14 protein-coding genes, 1 tRNA gene and 1 pseudogene are annotated in these 15,357 nt (G+C 58.8%); 5 read left to right on the plus strand and 11 right to left on the minus strand.

From position 1 onward, the window contains the following. Positions 1-27: 27 nt before the first annotated feature. Complete coding sequence (gene fabF, locus PVZ80_RS27660; protein ID WP_273864846.1) at positions 28-1,296, plus strand: beta-ketoacyl-ACP synthase II; 1,269 nt, start codon at positions 28-30, stop codon at positions 1,294-1,296. A gap of 421 nt (positions 1,297-1,717) precedes the next feature. Continuing rightward, a complete protein-coding gene (locus tag PVZ80_RS27665) occupies positions 1,718-3,526 on the plus strand; it encodes a calcium-binding protein (RefSeq protein ID WP_273864847.1) in 1,809 nt (602 codons plus the stop codon). A 318-nt stretch (positions 3,527-3,844) separates the two neighbouring features. On the opposite strand, the gene PVZ80_RS27670 is transcribed toward PVZ80_RS27665, so the two are convergent. Next, complete coding sequence (locus PVZ80_RS27670) at positions 3,845-4,306, minus strand: GNAT family N-acetyltransferase (protein ID WP_273864848.1); 462 nt, start codon at positions 4,304-4,306, stop codon at positions 3,845-3,847. 399 nt (positions 4,307-4,705) lie between these two features. Here PVZ80_RS27670 and PVZ80_RS27675 point away from each other — a divergent pair, with 399 nt between their 5' ends. Next, on the plus strand, positions 4,706-5,287 hold the full coding sequence (locus tag PVZ80_RS27675) for a hypothetical protein (RefSeq protein WP_273864849.1): 582 nt from the start codon (positions 4,706-4,708) through the stop codon (positions 5,285-5,287). Positions 5,288-5,381: 94 nt separating this feature from the next. On the opposite strand, the pseudogene PVZ80_RS34120 reads toward PVZ80_RS27675, so the two are convergent. Further along, positions 5,382-5,498: pseudogene (locus tag PVZ80_RS34120) on the minus strand (phage tail protein); the annotation flags it as partial. Between the two features lie 811 nt (positions 5,499-6,309). Here PVZ80_RS34120 and PVZ80_RS27685 point away from each other — a divergent pair. Both PVZ80_RS27685 and PVZ80_RS27690 read left to right on the plus strand, forming a co-directional pair. Beyond that, entirely contained in the window at positions 6,310-6,522 is a 213-nt protein-coding gene (locus PVZ80_RS27685; protein WP_101284103.1) for a hypothetical protein, read from the plus strand. Continuing rightward, a complete protein-coding gene (locus PVZ80_RS27690) occupies positions 6,522-7,634 on the plus strand; it encodes a phage integrase Arm DNA-binding domain-containing protein (protein WP_273864882.1) in 1,113 nt (370 codons plus the stop codon). Before PVZ80_RS27685 ends, PVZ80_RS27690 begins: the two co-directional genes overlap by 1 nt. A 76-nt stretch (positions 7,635-7,710) precedes the next feature. Here the strand turns inward: PVZ80_RS27690 and PVZ80_RS27695 are convergent. From PVZ80_RS27695 to thrS, 9 genes are all read right to left on the minus strand, one after another. Next, positions 7,711-7,787: transfer RNA gene (locus tag PVZ80_RS27695), tRNA-Pro, on the minus strand. Between the two features lie 91 nt (positions 7,788-7,878). Then, complete coding sequence (locus PVZ80_RS27700; RefSeq protein WP_007920509.1) at positions 7,879-8,235, minus strand: MerR family transcriptional regulator; 357 nt, start codon at positions 8,233-8,235, stop codon at positions 7,879-7,881. Next, entirely contained in the window at positions 8,216-8,518 is a 303-nt protein-coding gene (ihfA, locus tag PVZ80_RS27705) for an integration host factor subunit alpha (protein ID WP_002553164.1), read from the minus strand. The genes PVZ80_RS27700 and ihfA overlap by 20 nt, the downstream gene beginning before the upstream one ends. A 3-nt stretch (positions 8,519-8,521) precedes the next feature. Continuing rightward, positions 8,522-10,900: a phenylalanine--tRNA ligase subunit beta gene (gene pheT, locus PVZ80_RS27710; protein WP_198920000.1), complete on the minus strand. Its 2,379-nt coding sequence runs from the start codon at positions 10,898-10,900 to the stop codon at positions 8,522-8,524. 36 nt (positions 10,901-10,936) lie between these two features. Then, positions 10,937-11,953 carry a phenylalanine--tRNA ligase subunit alpha gene (gene pheS, locus PVZ80_RS27715; protein WP_007920512.1) on the minus strand — a complete coding sequence of 339 codons (1,017 nt, stop codon included), beginning with the start codon at positions 11,951-11,953 and terminating at the stop codon, positions 10,937-10,939. A 109-nt stretch (positions 11,954-12,062) separates the two neighbouring features. Further along, positions 12,063-12,419, minus strand: a complete 357-nt coding sequence (gene rplT, locus PVZ80_RS27720; RefSeq protein ID WP_007905879.1) for a 50S ribosomal protein L20 — start codon at positions 12,417-12,419, stop codon at positions 12,063-12,065. Between the two features lie 30 nt (positions 12,420-12,449). Next, a complete protein-coding gene (gene rpmI, locus PVZ80_RS27725; RefSeq protein ID WP_002553160.1) occupies positions 12,450-12,644 on the minus strand; it encodes a 50S ribosomal protein L35 in 195 nt (64 codons plus the stop codon). Positions 12,645-12,704: 60 nt separating this feature from the next. Next, positions 12,705-13,256, minus strand: a complete 552-nt coding sequence (gene infC, locus PVZ80_RS27730) for a translation initiation factor IF-3 (RefSeq protein ID WP_169914426.1) — start codon at positions 13,254-13,256, stop codon at positions 12,705-12,707. Next, entirely contained in the window at positions 13,256-15,178 is a 1,923-nt protein-coding gene (thrS, locus tag PVZ80_RS27735) for a threonine--tRNA ligase (RefSeq protein ID WP_009048132.1), read from the minus strand. The genes infC and thrS overlap by 1 nt, the downstream gene beginning before the upstream one ends. Between the last annotated feature and the right edge of the window lie 179 nt (positions 15,179-15,357).

A 15,357-nucleotide genomic window follows, 5' to 3' on the forward strand; every position in this document is an offset into this window, starting at 1 on the left:
CCACTCGAGATGAAGGAGCTGAAGGTCATGAATAAACGCATTGTCGTCACTGGCATGGGCGCATTGACCCCGCTGGGCTGCGGCGTCGAACAGGTCTGGCAACGCCTGCTGGCCGGGCAATCGGGTATCCGCCGGCTACCGGAAGAACTGATCGGCGACCTGCCGATCAGCATCGGCGGCCAGGTTCCGGACCGCATCCAGGACCCGCAGGCCGGCTTCGATCCGGACGCGCTGCTGTCGCCCAAGGAACAGCGCAAGATGGACCGCTTCATCCTGTTCGCCCTCGCCGCCGCCCAGGAGGCGCTGACCCAGGCCGGCTGGGTGCCGCAGACCGCGGAAGAGCAGGAACGTACCGCCACCATCATCGCTTCGGGCGTGGGCGGCTTCCCGGCCATCGCCGACGCCGTGCGCACCACCGACAGCAAGGGGCCGCGGCGTCTTTCGCCGTTCACCATTCCGTCCTTCCTCAGCAATATGGCCGCCGGTCATGTGTCGATCCAGCATGGCCTGAAGGGGCCGCTGGGCACGCCGGTGACGGCCTGCGCCGCGGGTGTCCAGGCCATCGGCGACGCCGCGCGGATGATTCGTGCCGGGGAGATCGACGTCGCGGTCTGCGGGGGCACGGAAGCCACGATTCACCGGGTCAGCCTGGCCGGTTTCGCTGCCGCTCGCGCCCTGTCGAGCGATTTCAACGACACCCCGGAACGTGCTTCGCGGCCCTTCGACCAGGCGCGCGACGGCTTTGTGATGGGCGAAGGCGCCGGCCTGCTGGTGATCGAGGAGCTGGAACACGCCCTGGCCCGGGGCGCCACGCCGATCGCCGAACTGGTGGGCTACGGCACCAGCGCCGACGCCTATCACATGACCGCCGGGCCAGAAGATGGCGACGGTGCCCGCCGCGCCATGCAACAGGCGTTGCGTCAGGCCGGCGTCGAGCCGTCCCAGGTCCAGCACCTGAACGCCCACGCCACCTCGACCCCGGTGGGCGACAAAGGCGAACTGGCGGCGATCAAGAGCGTGTTTGGCCACCACAGCGAGCTGGCCATCGCCTCGACCAAATCGGCCACCGGCCACCTGCTGGGCGCCGCCGGCGGGATCGAAGCGATCTTCACCATCCTGGCGCTGCGCGACCAGATCGCCCCCGCCACCCTCAACCTGGAAAACCCGGATGCCGCCGCGCAAGGCCTCAACCTGATTCGTGGCCAGGCGCAGCCGCTGGCGATGGAATACGCCTTGTCCAATGGCTTCGGCTTTGGCGGGGTGAATGCCAGCGTGCTGTTCCGGCGCTGGGGGTAAGGCCGGGATTGTTCGCCGGGCATAACGTGGTTTCAGTGTGGCTTCGCTGGAACTTCGATGTGCCCGGCCCGCCTTGTGCAGCTGGGTATTTTCAGTCGGATGTCGACACGTTCGGCACCTTCGCCAGGTTGCCGTGCATGCATCCGACTTCAAAGGTAAAGAGGATGGGCGGCTGCGAGCCACCCTCAAGCTGACCAAACTGTAATGACGCTGGATTTATAGCGGCTGGATCGGGCTTTCCCTAGGACGATCGTGCCAACACCCCCCTTGCCTGGCCCACACCCTCCACATGAATGAGTAGCTTGGGCGCAGATTCCGGGGCACGCAGTCACCAGGCTCCGCAATCCGAGCGAAGAAGAACAAGAAGACTTCAGCTCTTGTTTTTTTTCATGACTTTTTAGTTTGTGAGGGAAAACGAACCATGGCGATATTCGACTACAAGGGCCAAGACGGTCGCGTGCTCATTTCAGATGCCTGGAACCTTGCCACCTACACCAGCGGTGTAGCGACGGTAGGGGCGCTCTACAACCTGCCCGGGGCGGTCCTGGGCGAAGGCAACACCTTTGCCCTGCCCAAGGGCTGGCGCGAAATCAGCGCCAGTGACCTGGGCATCGACGGCAGCCACCTCGACCTGACAGGCAGCTTCAAGGGCGAGAACGTATCCGGCTCCCAGGCCAAGGTGTTCGGCCAGTACGACGAGAGCGGCAAGCTGGTCAAAATGGGCTTTTCGATTGCCGGCACCAACTCGCCGATGGACCTGCTGGGCTACCCGGCGATGATCGACAACTCCTATATCCACGGCTACGACTACCTGCTCGACTCGATCAAGAACTACGCCACCAGCCATAACCTGACGGGCAAGGATGTGCTGGTCACCGGCTACAGCCAGGGCGGCTCCGTGACCAACAGCATGTACCTGGGCAGGGACACCCTGGCCGACGGCTTTTTCAAGGATTCGGACTACTTCGGCATGGCCTCGCCCAAGGCCAGCAACAGTGACGGCATCTTCAACTTCGGCTTCGAAAACGACATCGTGCATCGGCTGATCGGCGAACAGACCGACCTGAGCGGCGCCATTCTCGCGGCCCTCAAAGGCAGTGATGCCAGCTACACCTCGACCACCGACAACATCGTGCTGTTCGACACGGTCTACGCCCTGCCCACCTGGCCCAACGGCCCCTTCTCCGTGGTCAATCCCAACGGCTGGGTGGCGCACCTCGAAGGCATCTTCATCAACCCTATCCAGCGCATCGGCCAGTCGACGTTCTACGACTACATCGAGCGCGACAGCACCATCATCATCAGCAACCTCGACCCGGTCAGCCGCAGCTTTACCTGGGTCAGCGACAAATACTCCGCCACCTCCAACCACTTCGGCACTCCGGCCTTTCTCCTCGGCACGGACAGCGCGGACAAGTTGCAGGACGGCCGCAACGACGACTTCCTGGACGGCTTCGCCGGCAACGACAGCTTCAAGGTCAGCACCGGTACCGACATCGTCGCGGGCGGGGTGGGCGACGACAAAGTCTTCCTGCAGGGTACGGTCTCCAGCTACGAAGCCGTGCGCCTGAGCGATGGCAGCCTGTTTCTCAACGACACCGGCGGGCGTTACGGCCTCAAGGAGCTGCACGACGTCGAACATGTCGAGTTCGAAGGCCTCCTGGGCCAGGCCTTGACCCCGGCCTATACCGTGACCAGCAGCAAGCTCAACTTCGAAGGCCTGTTCGGATCGGACAAGAGCTACGCCAAGGCCACCGAAGGCACGCAGTTGGCCGACCTCCTGAAGGGTACCGCCGGCCGCGACCTGATCTTCGGCCAGGGCGGTGACGACCTTATTGAAGGCGGTGCGGGCCATGATCTGCTGCACGGTGGAAGTGGCAACGACACCCTGCTCGGCGGCAATGGCAACGACGCCCTCTACGGCGGCGCACAGAACGACATCCTGGTCGGCGGCCTGGGCAACGACACCCTCAGTGGTGGCGTGGGCAGTGATCTGTTTGTCTTCGACCTGGGCGGGTTCGGCCATGACCTGATCAGCGACTTCAACGTTCACCAGAACGGGTTCGATCAGTTGGTGTTCTCCAAATCCCTGTTCGCCTCCGCGGCTGCGGTCATCAGCGCCACCAGCCAGCAAGGCAGCGACAGCCTGATCGTGGCGGGAGACAGCAGCATCACCCTGGTAGGGTTCAACCCCGCGCAACTCAGTGCGGACATGATCAGCCTGGTCTGACGCTCGATGGGCACGCCCTCCATCCGTGTGAGGGTGTTGCTCCAACCGGCTTTGGCCACTTCAGAAACACAAAGGGTCCACCTTGGGGTGGGCCCTTTTTTTGATCGTCCATTCTTTATTTAGGGCACTTGAGCCATCGGCAAGCTCACCCCACACACATCCAACGAAGGCTCTGCTCTTGAGCCTGTATCGATCTGTTCCACCAGGCCGCTCCGGATACTCTGGATGGTTTGTTGCGGGCAGAAAAAACCCGGCTCGATGGCCGGGTTTCTGTTCAGTCAATCCTGCACTCGCAATACCGATCGGTAACCGCGAGCACTATGTCCTCAGGCGCATCACGAGCTCGCCATCAAGCACCTCGCCCGTCTCTAGAAACCCCTCGGAGGCATAAAGATTGCGCGCCCCAATATTCTCCGGCGCGACGCCCAGGGTGATGTCAGGACCTCCTGACAAGCCTTTCAGGTATGCCACCAGCGCACGCAGAGCTGCGCGTCCATACCCTAAACCTTGGTGCTGACGATCAATCATCAGGCGATAGAGCCAGCGACCGTTATCGTCCGGGTCGAGGGCATGCATAAGGAAGCCGACCATTTCTCCAGAATGAACGGCGCGCACCGCCAAGGGTTCACACCAAGGACATTCGGCAGCTTCTTCCAATGATTCGGCGTTGCTGGCAATAAAGTCGATCTGTTCGTCACGCACTTGCAGAGCGCAACATTCTGCTTCTTCATCGCGAGTGGATATCGGAGCAAGAAGCACAGCGGGGTAAAGCGTACGCATTGGGTTTTCTCCGCGGGGCAGTGATCGCCCCTCCAGCATTTCGTTGATGGTTCAGTAGCGAAAACATCGTTGGAATCTGGGTCATAGGGCACCTCCTTTTTTCTCGCGGATGGAAACCGATTGGCTGATCCGGCCAAGCGGCGGCGAAATTCTAGAAAACCTCACTTTAACGACGCAAGCGATAGCCATGTTTTGAAAAGAGGTCCTGGTCACCTGAAGCACAAACCCATGCAAACCCAGGATCCCTGGACGAAAGTTGATGAGCGCTCCGAGCAGAGCGAGCCGGCCGCTGCTTTCGCATGATTAAGGGTTAGTATCTCCGCTGGAAACTTCAGCAACGAAGGTTCGGCCCGATTCAGCCGATCAGCGTTCAACCTGTCATGGAAAACGGGAAGTGCTATGAACCAACATAAATTGCCCCTGCTTCTACTAGCAGTACTCGCGGCGGGCACGGGCGGCTGCAAACAAGAGGTGGCGGCTGCCTATAACGGGCCGTTCGGCCTGCAGATGGGCATGACCGCCGAGCAGGCCCGGGCAGTCACCGAGGTTCTGGGCAGCAACGATCGGCGCAACCTCATGCTGGTCGAGCACCCGCCGAGGCCGATGGCCGGGTTTGATCAGTTATCACTCAAGTTTGGTAAAGAAGCCGGGCTGTGCGAAATCTACACAGCGGTCGAGATGCCGGAGAATGCGCAGGACTCGGCCATTCGCGCCCGCTTCGAAGAATTGACTCGTCTACTCACCCAGCGCTATGGCGCGCCCTCGGTAGCCATCGACCAGGCAGTGGATGACGAGCGAGAGCAAGTCCTGGTGTCCCAGTGGCTGGCCTCCCAAGGGGCGAGTCTGGAAGGTGCGCAGGAAGCCGTGCTGACCGTCGGCAGACGCGATGTCGACCCCATCAGTATCAGCCTGTCCATTTCCGGCCCTGGGTCCGAACAGTGCCAGCAGGAGCAACGTCAGGGGCCGACCGACGCTTCTTGAATGGCGTCCAGGCATCACCAGGCACGCTGGCTTTTAAAGCGCTGATTGGCCTCAGTTTAAGGCAACGAGGTGTCTACGAAACCCGGGGCGATTCAATCATGTCCCCTCGCTGCGGCTGGTCGACCCGCACAAATCCCGCCGCTTCATAGGTCTGTTCATAGAGGCTCGGCCCGGCCGGGTCTTCCCACCATCGGCTTGCCTGGAGAAAAGCATGCCTACAACCACGACCCCTTCTCAACGGAATGAGTTCGCCAACCTTGGCGCTCGTCTGATTCGCTTCGGCCAGGCGCTACAGGAAGGCTCGACAACCGTAGGTAAGCTCACCTCCCTGGCAGCAGCATGCGGTATCAGCTTCAAGCTGAAAGCTACTGCGGAACAGGGAGAGCCCCAGAATGGCTAGAACACTCCTTCGGGTCCGAAGTAAGGGTGTGGCCTTCTACCTGAACTCTGAAACCTCCCCCCCCATACCGGGCATCGAAATCGCTACCGCCTATTCAAGACGGAAAATTACGGCCGCGAAAAATCGGGCTGGATTCAAGTGGGTTCGATTGCTGGTAGGGAGTTGATGGCGATTCAGGGAGAGATAGCCTTGCTCGAAGCTTGTGAGGCGCTATTCAGCAGCAAGAAACCTCACCGCTATGGTGCGATACGCGGCAAGCCGGGCAAGTGGGAGGGAGAGGCATTCCCTTATCGGATGGACATGGCTATCAGCGGCTCAGAAGGAGTTCGCCACAGCCCGCCGGAAAGTCGACGGATAGCCAGGACAACGGACTGGGCGAACGACTCAACGATATCCGTGCGCAATGCCGGCAACCATCAGAGCTTTCCAAAATGCCCACGCCCGAAATCTGAATTGGCGCTCGTCCCGGCCAGCACATTCGCCCCTTTACAAGTGCGCTGGGCCGGTCGAGCGGCGCAACTCTACAAACTGTCGAGACATCTGTCTCGAACACAATTCTGAATAAACCTGAAAGCCTGCCGCCACCTGCGACACGCTAGCCCTATCCGGTCAGAGGCAATAAATAAATCGAGAACTGATCAAGATCAGCGAATTTCAACGCCGCCGTTGGGGAGATAACGGAACCCCACCCTGCCCCCAGGCGATCCGCAACTACATCCGGAACGGACAACTCCCAGGCGAGCAGATAGGCAAGCTCTGGTACGTTGACTGGGCTGCATTCACCAAGTCAGCCGGTAACGATCTCGTCGCGATGGTATTGAAAGGAGCTGCATGATGGCACCAAGGCCGCGCAAAACTGCGAACAAGAGCCTTCCGCAGAATCTGTACTTCGATGCGCGGCGCGGGACATATCGCTACCGGCGGCCGACCGACGGGAAACTCTTCCCGTTCGGCTCCGATCGCCTGAAAGCAATCGACGCAGCGAAGCAGCTGAACCTAGAGTTCATGCGTGGTGCAGATCTGATCGGCGCCGTGATGGGTAACTCATCCGAGTCTTTCGCCGGGTTCCTCGACACCTATGAACGTGATGTCCTGCCTCCGCGGGAACTGGCCAAAGGCACATTGGGCCTGTACGCCGTCCACTTCCGCCGCTTTCGGAAGCACTTCGAAGGCAAGGCCGTGGACCAGATCACGATCCGCATGATCGCAGAAATGCTGGATGCCCTTACCCCGCGCACCGCCAACCAATGCCGGGCGCTGCTGATCGACATATTCAACCATGCGGCGGCCAAGGGCCTATGCCCGGATAACCCGGCGGCCAGCACCATCAGCCGCATCGAGAAGAAGCAGCGCAAGCGACATACCATCGAAGGCCTTAAGACGATCCGGGAGAAGTCGCCAACCTGGCTGCAGAACGCGATCGACCTCGCCCTGATCACGGCTCAGCGCCGGACGGACATCCTCAATATGCGGTTCGACGGGGTTCGGGAGGGGTTTCTGTACGTAGTGCAGCAGAAGACGGCCAAGGCCAGTGACGCGGCATGGATCCGGTTTAAGGTGACCGGTGAGCTCCAGGCTGTGATCAGCCGGTGCCGGGATGATATCGCTTCCCCCTACTTGGTTCACCGCCGGCCGGATCGCCTGAAACAGAAGCAGGCGCAGACGAAAGAGCATTGGACGCAGGTGGAGGAGCGATATTTGACGCGAGCCTTCAAAGAGGCCCGGGAACTGGCGGGTTGCTACAAAGGTTGGAAAGAAGAGGAGATGCCAGGCTTCCACGAAGTGCGAGCGCTATCACTGCACCTGTATCAGAAAGCTGGAAAGGACGGGCAGAAAATCGCCGGTCACGCGAGCGAGAGCATGACCAAAAACTACCAGCGCGACCATGCGGAAATCGTCTGGTCCGAGGCGATTCCAGACCTGAATATCAGCGAAATCACCGGGTAGTTTTGCGCGGGTATTGCGCAGGCACAAAAAAGCCGATCTTCTGATCGGCTTAAGTGTCTGATTTTACTCAGGAATATGGTCGGGACGGAGTGATTCGAACACTCGACCCCTAGCACCCCATGCTAGTGCGCTACCGGACTGCGCTACGCCCCGACTAGGCGTGTTACTGGGTTTGCTTCTTAACGAAGCGCTCAAGAATATATCGCAAGCTTTTGAAATTTGGAAGTATTTTCAAAGCAGAAAATCACTTCTTGAGTACCACCAGAACGTCCTCCAGTTCGGAGATCATCTGACGGATCAATTGCTTGTACTGTGTGGTGTCGTCTTTGGCTTCATCACCGGAAAGGCGCAGGCGTGCTCCACCGATGGTGAACCCCTGATCATAAAGCAACGCGCGGATCTGCCGGATCATCAGCACATCCTGGCGCTGATAATACCGGCGATTTCCGCGGCGCTTGACGGGGTTGAGTTGAGGAAACTCCTGCTCCCAATAACGCAGCACATGCGGTTTGACCGCACAGAGCTCACTGACTTCTCCAATGGTGAAGTAGCGCTTGCCCGGAATGACCGGGAGCTCGTCGTTATGACTTGGTTCCAGCATAAGCCTCAACTCGGGCCTTCAACTTCTGCCCTGGACGAAAGGTGACCACACGGCGTGCCGTGATCGGGATTTCTTCACCCGTCTTCGGGTTGCGGCCAGGTCGCTGGCGTTTATCCCGAAGGTCGAAGTTACCGAAACCGGACAATTTGACCTGTTCGTTATCTTCGAGAGCGTGCCTGATTTCCTCAAAAAACAGCTCGACCAATTCCTTGGCCTCACGTTTATTCAGGCCCAGCTCTTCGTAGAGACGTTCGGCCATTTCAGCTTTCGTCAGAGCCCCCATACGTCACTTCCTTAACGTGGCGTTCAACCTGTGTTCGAGCGAGGTGAGGATATTTTGCGTCGTGGAGTTCACCTCATCGTCATTAAGAGTGCGCGATGGATGCTGCCAGGTCAAGCCAACTGCAAGGCTTTTTCTATGAGGATCAATGCCTTTACCTTGGTACACGTCAAACAACCTGAGGTCTGTCAGCCATTCGCCTGCATTCTCACGGATTACATCCAACACCGCACTGGCGGCAACATCGCGATCAGCCAGCAGGGCCAAGTCACGACGTACTTCAGGAAAACGCGACAACTCACGGAATTCCGGCATTTTTCCCGAGGCTACTTCGGCCAGAACCAGCTCGAAAACGAAGACCGGACGGTCGAGACCGAGGGTTTTCGACAATTCAGGGTGGATAGCACCGATATAGCCAACCAGACGACCTTCACGCTCGATGCGCGCGGTTTGACCCGGGTGCAACGCAGGGTGCTTGCCAGGCGCAAAAGTAAAAGCATCGAGTGCGCCGGCAAAGCCCAGCACTGCTTCCACGTCGGCCTTGACGTCAAAGAAGTCCACGACATCGCGACCTTGTGCCCAGCCTTCCGGCAGACGAGTGCCGCACACCACACCGGCCAGCATCGGCTCTTGCTTCAAGCCTTCCAGTTGACCGACGAAACGCAGGCCACTCTCGAACAGACGGACACGGTCCTGCTGACGGTTCAGGTTGTGCTGAAGCGCCTTGACCAGTCCCGGCCACAGCGACGAACGCATGGCAGCCATGTCGTTGGAAATCGGATTGGCCAGCAACAGCGGCTCGACACCTGGATTAAACAACTCGAACTGTTTCGGATCGATGAAGCTGTAAGTAATAGCTTCCTGATAACCGCGGGCCACCAGCAAACGACGCAGCTCAGGCAGATCGCTACGAGCTTCGGCCTTGGCTTGTGGAGCCAGACGCGCTTGTGGGTAGCGAACTGGCAGGCGGTTGTAGCCGTATAGACGAGCCAGCTCTTCGATCAGATCGACTTCCAGGCTGATGTCGAAGCGATGGCTTGGCACTTCAACGCGCCACTGCCCTGCTCCATCAGCGGAAATCTTCAGGCTCAGGGCACCGAGCAGACGCTCGACCTCCGGCGCCTCGATTTCCATGCCCAGCATCTGGGTGATGCGCTCGGCACGCAGGGTGATCGGAGCGATCGACGGCAGGTGCTGCTCGCTGACCGCTTCGATAATCGGGCCGGCTTCGCCACCGGTGATCTCCAGCAGCAGGCCAGTGGCACGCTCCATGGCTTCACGGGCCAGTTGCCAGTCCACACCACGCTCGTAGCGATGCGAGGCGTCGGTGTGCAAGCCATAGGAACGAGCTTTACCAGCGACAGCGATCTGGTCGAAGAAAGCACTTTCCAGGAAAACATCGCGGGTGGTAGCAGCTACGCCACTGTGTTCGCCACCCATGACGCCGGCAATCGCCAGAGCCCGGGTATGGTCAGCGATAACCAGGGTATCGCTGCGCAAGGTCACTTCCTGGCCGTCGAGCAAGACCAGCTTCTCACCCTCTTCTGCCATCCGTACACGGATGCCACCGTTGATTTCGGCAAGATCGAAAGCATGCAGCGGCTGCCCCAATTCGAGCATTACGTAGTTGGTGATGTCCACAGCCGCATCGATGCTGCGTACGTCAGCGCGACGCAGACGCTCGACCATCCACAGTGGGGTCGGCCTGGACAGGTCGACATTGCGGACGACCCGGCCCAGATAACGCGGGCAAGCCGCGGGCGCCAGCACTTCAACCGGACGCACTTCGTCGTGCGCAGGCGCGACGGATAGCACCACTGGACGGGTGACTGGTGCGGCATAGAGCGCGCCAACTTCACGGGCGAGACCTGCCAGCGACAGGCAGTCACCGCGGTTAGGAGTCAGGTCGACTTCAATGCTGGCATCATCCAGCTCCAGGTACTCACGGAAATCCTTGCCTACCGGCGCATCGGCCGGCAATTCCATCAGACCGTCATTGCCCTCTCCCACCTGCAGTTCTGTCTGGGAGCACAGCATGCCGTTCGACTCGACACCGCGCAGCTTGGCCTTCTTGATCTTGAAGTCGCCAGGCAGCTCCGCGCCGATCATGGCGAAAGGGATCTTCAGGCCCGGACGCACGTTTGGCGCACCGCACACGACCTGGAAGGTTTCCGCGCCATTGCTGACCTGGCAAACACGCAGCTTGTCGGCATCAGGGTGTTGTTCGGTGCTCAGCACCTCGCCCACCACCACGCCACTGAAAACACCGGCGGCCGGCGTCACGCTATCGACCTCAAGACCGGCCATCGACAGGCGAGCAACCAGCTCGTCGCGACTTACCTGCGGGCTTACCCAGCCGCGCAGCCATTGTTCACTGAATTTCATCCTGCTCTCCTGAAAGATTCGTTACGGGCGTGCGACCTAGCGAAATTGCGCGAGGAACCGCAAGTCGTTGTCGAAGAACAGGCGCAAGTCATTCACGCCGTAACGCAGCATGGCCAGACGCTCGGCGCCCATACCGAAGGCAAAGCCCTGGAACTCTTCCGGATCGATCCCGGACATGCGCAGCACGTTCGGGTGAACCATGCCGCAGCCCATGACTTCCAGCCAACCGGTCTGCTTGCAGACACGGCAACCTTTACCGCTGCACATCACACATTCCATGTCGACTTCGGCGGACGGCTCGGTGAACGGGAAGTACGAAGGACGGAAACGCACCGCCAGTTCTTTTTCGAAGAACACCCGCAAGAACTCTTCGATGGTCCCCTTGAGGTCGGCGAAATTGATGTCGCGGTCGATCAGCAGGCCTTCGACCTGGTGGAACATCGGCGAGTGGGTGATATCGGAGTCGCTACGGTACACACGGCCTGGGCAGACAATGCGGATCGGCGGCTGCTGCGATTCCATGGTGCGGACCTGTACCGGCGAGGTATGGGTGCGCAACAGCATGTTCGCATTGAAATAGAAGGTGTCATGCATCGAACGGGCCGGGTGGTGGCCTGGGATGTTGAGCGCCTCGAAGTTGTGATAGTCGTCTTCGACCTCAGGGCCTTCGGCGATGCCGTAGCCGATATGGGTGAAGAACTGTTCAATACGTTCCAGAGTCCGGGTCACAGGATGCAGACCGCCGGAGACCTGGCCACGGCCAGGCAGGGTCACATCGATGGACTCGGCGGACAGTTTGGCAGCCAGTTCGGCTTCTTCAAACAAAGCCTTACGCGTATTGAGAGCCTCTGTAACACGCTCCTTGGCAACGTTGATCAGGGCGCCGACCTGCGGACGCTCCTCTGCCGGCAAATTCCCCAGGGTCTTCATCACCTGAGTCAATTCACCCTTCTTGCCAAGGTACTGAACCCGGATTTGCTCCAGGGCATTGATATCTTCAGCGCTTTGCACAGCCTCTAGTGCTTGAGAGACCAGCGCATCCAGGTTTTCCATGTACAGACTCCAGATACAAAATAGGGGAAGAGCTTGTAGGCTCTTCCCCTATTTATGACGTTTAACACCTGGGCCCACAGAGGTGAGCCCGGGTGACTGTCGGGGGTACTTAAGCCAGAGTGGCTTTAGCTTTCTCGACAATCGCAGCAAACGCCGCTTTTTCGTTCACTGCCAGATCAGCCAGAACCTTACGGTCGATCTCGATGGACGCTTTTTTCAGGCCAGCGATAAAACGGCTGTAGGACAGACCGTTGATACGAGCACCAGCGTTGATACGAGCGATCCACAGAGCGCGGAACTGACGTTTTTTCTGACGACGGTCACGGTAGGCGTATTGGCCTGCCTTGATTACCGCTTGCTTGGCAACACGGAATACGCGGGAGCGCGCGCCGTAGTAGCCTTTAGCAAGTTTCAGAATTTTTTTGTGACGTTTACGGGCAATGACGCCACGCTTTACACGAGCCATGAGTTACTTCCTCTATTCTTGATCCAAAAATTAACGAAGGCGCAGCATGCGCTCGACTTTTGCCACGTCAGACGGATGCAGCAAGCTGCTACCGCGCAGTTGACGCTTACGCTTGGTCGACATTTTGGTCAGGATGTGGCTCTTGAAAGCGTGCTTGTGCTTGATACCGTTAGCAGTTTTCAGAAACCGCTTAGCAGCACCACTTTTGGTTTTCATCTTTGGCATGTTCGGATACTCCGCATTCAGTTGATAAACATAATCAGAAGGCCTGCCGTGCCCTGTTGATTACTTCTTCTTTTTCGGGGCGATGACCATGATCAGCTGGCGTCCTTCCATCTTAGGATGCTGTTCGACCGAACCGTACTCTTGCAGGTCAGCTTCAACCCGCTTGAGGAGTTCCATCCCCAGCTCCTGGTGGGCCATCTCACGGCCGCGGAATCGCAAGGATACCTTGGCCCTGTCCCCGTCACTCAGGAAACGTACCAGGTTGCGCAGTTTTACCTGGTAATCCCCTTCCTCCGTCCCTGGACGAAACTTGATTTCTTTTACCTGAATCTGCTTCTGGTTCTTCTTCGCCGCAGCAATCTGCTTCTTCTTCTCGAAGATCGACTTGCCGTAGTCCATCACACGGCAAACCGGTGGGACTGCGTCGGCGGAGATTTCCACCAGATCAAGCTTGGCTTCTTCAGCAATACGAAGCGCTTCATCAATCGAGACGATGCCAATCTGCTCGCCGTCAGCGCCAATTAACCGAACCTCGCGTGCCGAGATATTCTCGTTGATCGGGGCTTTCGGTGCAGCTCGTTTATCTTGTCTCATTTCACGCTTAATAATAATTACTCCGAATCTGGGCGACCACGCCGGGAAACCGCTTGTGCAAGGAACTCCGAGAATTGAGCGACGGGCATCGAGCCCAGGTCAGCACCTTCACGGGTACGCACAGCGACAGTCTGCGTCTCGACTTCCCGATCTCCAATAACCAAGAGATAGGGAACCTTGAGCAAAGTATGCTCGCGGATTTTAAAGCCGATCTTTTCATTTCTCAAGTCGGACTTGGCACGAAATCCGCTTTGGTTGAGGGTTTTTTCCACTTCGAGGGCAAAATCTGCCTGTTTATCAGTGATATTCATCACCACGGCCTGGGTCGGAGCCAGCCACGCAGGGAATGCGCCTTCGTAATGTTCGATCAGAATCCCGACGAAACGCTCGAAGGAACCGAGAATCGCCCGGTGCAACATCACCGGATGTCTACGGCTGTTATCTTCGGAAACGTATTCAGCGCCCAGACGGATCGGCAGGTTGAAATCGAGCTGCAAGGTACCACACTGCCAGACACGCCCCAGGCAGTCTTTCAGCGAGAATTCGATTTTCGGGCCGTAGAATGCACCTTCCCCTGGCTGCAGGTCGTATGGCAAGCCGGCGCTATCAAGCGCAGCGGCCAAGGCATTTTCAGCGCGATCCCACAGCTCGTCGGAGCCCACACGCTTTTCAGGGCGGGTGGAAAGCTTCATTTCGATGTCCTTGAAGCCGAAGTCGGCATAGACATCCATGGTCAGCTTGATGAATGCCGCGGATTCGGCCTGCATCTGCTCTTCGGTACAGAAGATGTGCGCGTCGTCCTGAGTGAAGGCACGCACACGCATGATGCCGTGCAACGCACCGGACGGCTCGTTACGGTGGCAGGCACCAAACTCAGCCAGACGCATCGGCAGCTCGCGGTAGCTCTTCAGGCCCTGGTTGAACACCTGCACGTGGCACGGGCAGTTCATCGGCTTGATGGCGTAGTCGCGGCTTTCCGACTCGGTAGTGAACATGTTTTCGGCGTAGTTGGCCCAGTGTCCGGATTTCTCCCACAGGCTGCGATCGACCACCTGCGGAGTCTTGATCTCCAGGTAGCCATTGTCGCGCTGAACCTTGCGCATGTACTGCTCGAGCACCTGGTACAGGGTCCAGCCGTTCGGATGCCAGAACACCATGCCCGGCGCTTCTTCCTGGGTATGGAACAGGCCCAGGCGCTTGCCGATCTTGCGATGGTCGCGCTTCTCGGCTTCCTCGATACGCTGGATGTAGGCCGCCAGTTGCTTCTTGTCCGCCCAGGCAGTGCCGTAGACACGCTGCAACTGCTCGTTCTTGGCATCGCCACGCCAGTAGGCGCCGGACAGCTTGGTCAGCTTGAAGGACTTGAGGAAGCGAGTATTCGGCACGTGCGGACCGCGGCACATGTCGACGTATTCTTCGTGGTAGTACAGGCCCATGGCCTGTTCGTTCGGCATGTCCTCGACCAGGCGCAGCTTGTAGTCTTCACCGCGAGCCTTGAACACTTCGATCACTTCGGCGCGCGGAGTGACTTTCTTGATGACGTCGTAATCTTTCTCGATCAGCTGCTGCATGCGCTGTTCGATGGCCGCCAGGTCGTCCGGGGTGAAGGGACGCTCGTAGGCGATGTCGTAATAGAAGCCTTCATCGATCACCGGACCGATAACCATCTTCGCGGTCGGATACAGCTGCTTGACCGCGTGGCCAACCAGGTGAGCGCAAGAGTGGCGAATGATCTCCAGCCCCTCTTCATCCTTTGGCGTGATGATTTGCAGGGTCGCGTCGCTGTCGATCAGATCGCAGGCGTCGACCAGTTTGCCATTGACCTTGCCGGCCACGGTGGCCTTGGCCAGACCTGCACCAATGGATGCGGCGACCTCGGCTACGGAAACCGGATGATCGAATGAACGTTGACTGCCGTCGGGAAGAGTAATAGTGGGCATGGCGCCTCCTCTCCTAGTGGTGACCCCTACCAAAGGTCACGTGGGTTGGGATGAGCCAGTACGCGGTTCGATCCAGGCCGTTCGTGACGAACGCCTGCCTCACAGTGGCAGGAGCCTTGCGGCCAACCGGTAAAACGAACCAGAGTGACTGGAGTTCAAATCAGAAAAATAGAGGCATA

Origin of the sequence: Pseudomonas sp. B3G-3 (assembly GCF_028640915.1) — a bacterium.
GTDB classification, from domain to species: Bacteria; Pseudomonadota; Gammaproteobacteria; order Pseudomonadales; family Pseudomonadaceae; genus Aquipseudomonas; species Aquipseudomonas chlororaphis_I.

Excerpts from the sequence above, each read along its gene's own strand:
- fabF (WP_273864846.1), top strand. The coding sequence starts at position 28 with ATGAATAAACGCATTGTCGTCACTGGCATGGGCGCATTGACCCCGCTG.
- PVZ80_RS27665 (WP_273864847.1), top strand. The coding sequence starts at position 1,718 with ATGGCGATATTCGACTACAAGGGCCAAGACGGTCGCGTGCTCATTTCA.
- PVZ80_RS27670 (WP_273864848.1), bottom strand. The coding sequence starts at position 4,306 with ATGCGTACGCTTTACCCCGCTGTGCTTCTTGCTCCGATATCCACTCGC.
- PVZ80_RS27675 (WP_273864849.1), top strand. The coding sequence starts at position 4,706 with ATGAACCAACATAAATTGCCCCTGCTTCTACTAGCAGTACTCGCGGCG.
- PVZ80_RS27690 (WP_273864882.1), top strand. The coding sequence starts at position 6,522 with ATGGCACCAAGGCCGCGCAAAACTGCGAACAAGAGCCTTCCGCAGAAT.
- PVZ80_RS27700 (WP_007920509.1), bottom strand. The coding sequence starts at position 8,235 with ATGCTGGAACCAAGTCATAACGACGAGCTCCCGGTCATTCCGGGCAAG.
- ihfA (WP_002553164.1), bottom strand. The coding sequence starts at position 8,518 with ATGGGGGCTCTGACGAAAGCTGAAATGGCCGAACGTCTCTACGAAGAG.
- pheT (WP_198920000.1), bottom strand. The coding sequence starts at position 10,900 with ATGAAATTCAGTGAACAATGGCTGCGCGGCTGGGTAAGCCCGCAGGTA.
- pheS (WP_007920512.1), bottom strand. The coding sequence starts at position 11,953 with ATGGAAAACCTGGATGCGCTGGTCTCTCAAGCACTAGAGGCTGTGCAA.
- rplT (WP_007905879.1), bottom strand. The coding sequence starts at position 12,419 with ATGGCTCGTGTAAAGCGTGGCGTCATTGCCCGTAAACGTCACAAAAAA.
- rpmI (WP_002553160.1), bottom strand. The coding sequence starts at position 12,644 with ATGCCAAAGATGAAAACCAAAAGTGGTGCTGCTAAGCGGTTTCTGAAA.
- thrS (WP_009048132.1), bottom strand. The coding sequence starts at position 15,178 with ATGCCCACTATTACTCTTCCCGACGGCAGTCAACGTTCATTCGATCAT.